Annotated in this window: 3 protein-coding genes; 1 reads left to right on the top strand and 2 read right to left on the bottom strand. The window is 56.5% G+C overall.

Going from position 1 to position 6,000, the window contains the following annotated elements:
* Window positions 1–28: 28 nt before the first annotated feature.
* Window positions 29–2,233 (bottom strand): type II CRISPR RNA-guided endonuclease Cas9, encoded by a 2,205-nt coding sequence (gene cas9 / locus GGR23_RS18475; RefSeq protein ID WP_183367789.1) that lies wholly within the window; start codon window positions 2,231–2,233, stop codon window positions 29–31.
* 457 nt (window positions 2,234–2,690) lie between these two features.
* On the opposite strand from cas9, the gene GGR23_RS18470 reads away from it, so the two are divergent.
* The gene (locus GGR23_RS18470) at window positions 2,691–3,839 is read left to right on the top strand and encodes an SH3 domain-containing protein (protein ID WP_183367788.1); all 1,149 of its coding nucleotides are present in this window, start codon (window positions 2,691–2,693) and stop codon (window positions 3,837–3,839) included.
* A 281-nt stretch (window positions 3,840–4,120) separates the two neighbouring features.
* Here the strand turns inward: GGR23_RS18470 and GGR23_RS18465 are convergent, their stop codons facing one another.
* On the bottom strand, window positions 4,121–5,725 hold the full coding sequence (locus GGR23_RS18465; protein WP_183367787.1) for a tyrosine-type recombinase/integrase: 1,605 nt from the start codon (window positions 5,723–5,725) through the stop codon (window positions 4,121–4,123).
* Window positions 5,726–6,000: the final 275 nt, after the last annotated feature.

Below are 6,000 nucleotides of genomic sequence, written 5' to 3'. Positions count from 1 at the left end.
CCGCTCGGGCTACGCCCTCCCGCGGGTCTCATGCGCGCGCCAAGGTGGCCGACTTTTGCGCCGCCAAGTGGCCGGTTTTTACTCCGCCGTTGACATATTGGGTATCCACCAGTTGACGGGCGAGAAAGCCACCTTCTGCTTCGAAACGCTGCATGGCGTCGGCGGCGAAGCGCCAGCGCTTGTTTTTCGGCAGTCGTGCGGCGCGGGCAACGATCGCGTCATAATCAGCCTGCCATTCCGTCACCTCCGCCGGTGCGCGGTTGCGCTTCACCCGGTTTGCAGAGCGAAGGCATAAAATGCGGTTCGCCTGGCTGTCATCCAGCGTCCGGGACCAGGGCAGGATATGGTCGATCTCGACCTCGTCGGAAAACAGCATCGAAATGCTGATCGCCTTGCCGGTATAGATGCAGACACGGTCTTCGGGCTTCGCCGGGTTAAGCTCCTCCCAGAGCTTCAGCAACATCCGGTTTTCGCCATTATCCTTCTGCTTGAACTCCTCCAGAATGCGAGAGCGCCGCTCCGCGTCCCGGGTGTTTCGGGCAATCTCGCGGTTTTTCTCGGCCCTCTGCAGGTCGGAAAGCGGAAGATCGCGGGCCAGTTCCACGGTGATTGTTCCCGGCTTTCCATGCCGCTTGATCAGCCGGTTCACCAGACGGCGCAACTGATTGAGGCCGATATGGACGGTGGGGTTGGTGATCCGGCCGCGATAAAGGTCATAACCCACCGGCGGGGCGCGATCCTTGCCGTCGCGAAAATGATTGAGCACCAGCTCCCGGCCCTCCTCGCTCATGTCCAGCGGATTGCCGGAACCCGGTGGAATGTGACGCTCTAGGATTTCCTGATAGGGCGGCAGAAAGGGCTCGCCTTCCCCGTCGTAACCAAGCTGCGCATGGTCATAGCCACAGGCCTCTGCTGCTGCCGCCTCCGTAACGACCGACTTCTTCAGTACCTCGAGAAGATTGGCCAGGGCGGAAGCCCCGTACCGGCCATAGCCATCCGGCAGCGGGCAATTGGCAATCGCATCCGCCTGTTCGCCGGTGATCGAAAACTCCTGTTCGATCCAGCGATAGAGTGCATCCGGATTTTCCTCATTGCGCAAACGATTTATGATGCGCCACTGCTCGTCGCGGGAAAAAAGGCTCCAGCGATTACCAATACGCTTCTTGTCGGCAAGGGAGGCATACACCTCGTCGCCCTTGAGTTTCAGGCGACTGTCGCTCTCCTTGTTGAAGCGGATATCCCGCGCAAGCTTCAGATCCTTGCGCAGCTTGGAAAATGCGATTTCACGGGCGCTGCGCAACAGGCTGATCAGCGTGTCGCGCTCTCCAAGCGTCAGTTTCCGTTTGCTTTGATCGGGCAGAACCAGTTCCAGTTCGTTCACTTCCTTATAGAGGCGAAATTCCTGAAACAGCGGATGCGCCTTCGCAAGGCGCTCTTCCAACGGGTTTAATGCACATCCACCGATTTTCGGCTTTTTCAACGGGCGCTGGTAGAAAATGATGCGGAACAGATGATCCCGGCGTTCGTCTGTCATGATCTGCGGATAGTGCTGCGCCTGCGCGTTCCAGATGGCCAAGAATTCCGCTTCCAGCAGAGCGCGGTCCGGATAGAAGACATAGCCTTCCGAGGTCAGCGCATCAGACCCTGCTCGCAGCCGCGCGACGAGACCTGCCTCGCGCCGCATGGCGAGATATTCGCCATAGGTCCGCGCGTCGCTCTTGCGGATCTCCGCATGCAGTTCCCGCACGCCGGTAGCGATCTTGCCGAGATCATTGTCTTTGCTATCCGTCTTGCGGTTCGACTTGAAGCCGCGCCGCTGGTTCAGATGGAAGAGCGCCCGGCCAATCTGGTAAAGAGGCAGCTTTTCGTCCAGTGCGCGGCGCCGCAGCGCATAGGGCACATCGCTGGCAATACCGCTTTCCTTTGGCCGGTCACCCAGCTCCCGCACCAATTTCTGCCGTTCGGCCTTGTCCTCGGGCATCAGCCCGAATTCTGAAAGCGTGCGCAGCATGGATCGGCGCCGCCGCAGATACCGGTCCCGACGCCGCGCCATCGCCCTCGCCTCACGGCGCGCAACGGCAAGCGAGGTTTTTGATTGCGGGTCTCGTCCATCGGAGTAAATTCGGACACCGATATCCCGGATGCGATAAGGCTCGCCTTTCGTATCCAGATCGAAAACGCACCAACCTATTGAATTTGTTCCGATATCGAATGAGAATATGTGCCGCTTCATGAGTGTCTCCAAAAAAGTGGTTTTGTAGGTAATAAAATTCGAATTTTATTAAATTAAGGAATGCTGTCAATCAACTGCGTACAACTCTCGGTATCTTGAATAGTTATGCGCCTGAAAATAAACACATTTCGATAGCCCCGGCTCCGTAATATCAATCTTATGGAAAAGTGGTTTTGTAGTTGCGGCTTGGCGCTTGACAACCTGAGAGAGATTGGTCACATTCTAATGGCCTAATAGATCAGAATTTACGCGTCCTGGCCGTTAACAAGCTTTGACAGCACCAGATAAGGCCGATCCTCCGGGATCGGCTTTTTTGATTGTTGAATTCAAGAAGCAGATGCCCGCTTCATAGCGGCGAACGATTTCTGCCGGGAATATCCACCTCGCGAATCCTGTTGCAGGTTGCGACTGGAAAGATACTATCCCAACAACAAGTCTTTGTCGGGCATGTCTAGCGATGTTGCGTGTTTTTTGTCTTTTATCATCACTGTTTTTGGCAACGAAGTCATGGGCTGCTTTGAAGATAGAAGTTAAAGTGCTGGATGGTGACATAAAGCTTATGCTGGTCAGCGGTGATTTTGCCGACACGGATACGCTCTACGACTTCTATCGCCTCACATTTTCCGAGCATCCCGTGGCTGTCGCATTCAACAGTCCCGGCGGCAATGTGATGAAGGCAATGGAACTGGGCAGAGCCATTCGGGCGGCCGGATTATGGACCTTTCAGATAAGGGGAGCCGAATGCGCCTCTGCATGTTCGCTCGCATTCATGGGCGGCGTGAAGCGATATGCTGAGCCGGGTTCGATCGGGGTCCACAAGTCATCCTTCGACAATACGACAGGCATGGCAGTCGAAGATGCTGTTTCTGCCGTGCAGCAGATGACGGCACAGGTCATTGTCTATATGGGGGAAATGGGCGTGGACCCGGCCTTGCTGCAACTGGCCTTGAGCTATGACAGCAATGACATCCGCTATCTTTCCGGAAGCGAGATGGCGCAGTACCATCTGACGACGGTCGGGGACAACCAGACAAATCCATCGCTTGCAACCTCGGCATCACCGAACCTCTCCGCACCAATCCCGGCATTGCCGGGTTCCGCGACTGCTCAGGCCATTGAACCCGTATCTCTTGGAATACCGGTTCCCCGGCGAGGTGAGGTGATGCACCCGAAATGGGCAGCGCCGATGCGGGCTGCTCCCGGGCCGAATGCTCCTAAGAAAAAGGATGTTCCAAACGGCACGCCGATCAGGATTGATATGGTGAAGGGCAACTGGTTCAAGGTTCATGTGGGTGACGACACGGGATATATGCACAAGACTTGGGTGCGGGTTGCCGAATATGAGGAGAACTCAGGCGAACAACGGTTCATCCAAGTCAAGAGCCTGGATACCTATGAAGCCGCACGAAGCTTCGCACAGGCTCAGCCAATACCGCTTGATGTGCATCTTGCCTCCAATTCCTGGTTTGCCATTACAATTCGCGGCACGTTCTCAGAAATAGAAGCCAAAGCAATTTCGAAACGATTGAAGGCGGACGGCAGCATCCCGGACGATGCCATGGTAACACTCGGAAATACCTACGTTCGAAAGCTCTGCTGCGAATAACCATCAGGCCATCTCTCAAGTTTCGGAGTCCGAAACATTCGGAACGGATAAACATCGCAGTAGCGTCACAAGACCTTTCTGATATTGTTTGTACCGCCTCGACGGAAATCTTGAGAACCGAGTGATCGCGATACACAGAGTACTATCTGCCACTGCCATGCCCAATTCGGTGTGTGAAACTTGGCGATTCCAGCATGCTTCTGCAGACTAAAGGAAGGCCAATAGTTCGGCAGCCTAACCACCTACACTTTCTGTCTGATCGTAGACCCCACAGGCCTGCTTCACCCTCGCAAAAGAACCCTGATTGCCTGAAGTTTTTCAGGGGATGCTACTCGAATAAGGTCGATCAGTTCGTGCTCGGTGGTTGCGGGGCCGCGGTTCCACATCGTGCTCATCAGCCGCGCCTGTGTATCCGTGTCGAGCTTGCCATAATATATGGCCGTGGTGGCAAGGTGGTCGTGCCCGAGGTTCTGGCTCCACGCCTTCTGTTCTTCCATGGTCAGCGCAATTCGATAGCCGAGCCGGGCAAGTGTTGCGCGTATTGCATGCGGTCGAAACGGCTGTTGCCCGCTTCGCTGGATCGCTGCCTTGACGATCTTTCTGAGCGGGGTCGCCGTTACCCATGGCTCCCTTGGATCACGCTGGCCGAAAGTCGGCCTGGTCTGTGGAAAGAGCGGATCCTCGTCTTGAGCACCGGCCTGCCGCAGCTCACCAATCCAGCCGGTGACGATCCCGGCAAACTCTTCGCCAACCGGAAACCAGGAACTGCGCATGGTCTTGGAGTTCTTGGTGCGGATTTCCCGGGGGTCTTGCAGGATCTCGCGCCGCTCCACATCCACATGCTTTAGGCGAAGACCGATCACGGCACCGTCTCTCATCCCGGAGAGGTAGAGAAAGGCCACCAGCGCTCTGTCGCGACGATCACGCCAACGGGCATCCGGCATGGCGCGGATCAGGGTGAGCAGATCCTCATGCGACGGCACATGCTTTTCGGTGGGCGCCCCCGCGACCTTCCTGTGATGGCGTGAGGGGCGGAAATGGCTGGGAATATCAGCCGGGATTTTCCGGTATCCGGGCCGATCACGCAGCCAGTTGAAGAAAGCCTCCAGATTGCCGAAGCAATGAACGATGGTGGAGGAGGAGAGCATCTGCCGATCCGCGTCAGTGCCACTTGCATTCTGTTGTTCTCGCCGGAAAGCTCCCTCCTCGAACGCTGTCTTGAACGCTGTCACCTGCGCGATCGTGGTTTCCGAAAGGCGGGTTCCGGCCAGATAGCTCTGGAAAAGGCGGATGGCTCGCAGGCTGGCATCGACGGTTTTCTCATGCCGCCCTTCAGTATGGATCAGGGCGCGCTGGTAGCAATAGATGGTATGCTCGTCCTCTGGAATGATATCATCCGGTAGAAACGAGCCGTTTTGCCCAAATCCAGTGCAGGCTGGAGAAGCAGTATAGTTCTGACTCTCTGCTCTCGGTCTGGATGGATCGAGACTCAGAACACTGTCGATATAGGCGTCCGACACGAATTTGCGGATGGATTGCCCGGTATCAGGACATATCAGCTCCACATGGCAGCCGAAACGGCTTGTTACAACCTTGAACGGCTCAACCAGCAGAGAATGAAGGGTCTTGCAGCGGATGCAGAAGATCTCGTGTGGCTCTCCGCGCCGCTTCGCCTTTTCGCGCCGTACGCGCTGGAATTCGTTGAGATCGCAGCCGCGAAACAGGCACTCCTCGGCCTCGATCTGCCGCAGGCCGGCCTTCGTCCAGTTCAGCACCGTATTCCGACAGACGCCGTAGAGCGTCATGACCTCCGTCTGGTTATAGAGCCAATGGGTCTTGGCCGCATTGAGGGTTTTGCGGATTCTGCGATTGCGCCGCGCTGCCATGATCAGGCCCTCTCGTGGCAACGCAGCTCATAGGCTTCGATATCATCGAGAGACCAACGGGAAACACCAGGTCCGAGATGAACGGGGCTTGGGAAATCCTGTCGCTCCCGTGCCCATCTCCACACCGTAGGGACGCTGATTGACAGACGCTGGGCGACGGACTGGGCGTTGAGATAGAGCGCCGGTGCGGATATAGGCTGCATGGGCCTGAGGCTTGCAGTATAGGCTGAAATCGACGGATGCGGTTCGATCGCTTCACGGATGCAGCGCGTGGC

It is taken from the genome of Gellertiella hungarica, from assembly GCF_014197145.1.
In the GTDB taxonomy this organism is placed as follows: Bacteria; Pseudomonadota; Alphaproteobacteria; order Rhizobiales; family Rhizobiaceae; genus Gellertiella; species Gellertiella hungarica.
Note: the sequence above shows the minus strand (reverse complement) of the source record. Positions and strands in the feature narration are given on the sequence as shown.

Coding starts and splice junctions, on each gene's coding strand:
- GGR23_RS18470 (WP_183367788.1), top strand. CDS start 2,691: ATGTTGCGTGTTTTTTGTCTTTTATCATCACTGTTTTTGGCAACGAAG.
- GGR23_RS18465 (WP_183367787.1), bottom strand. CDS start 5,725: ATGGCAGCGCGGCGCAATCGCAGAATCCGCAAAACCCTCAATGCGGCC.
- cas9 (WP_183367789.1), bottom strand. CDS start 2,233: ATGAAGCGGCACATATTCTCATTCGATATCGGAACAAATTCAATAGGT.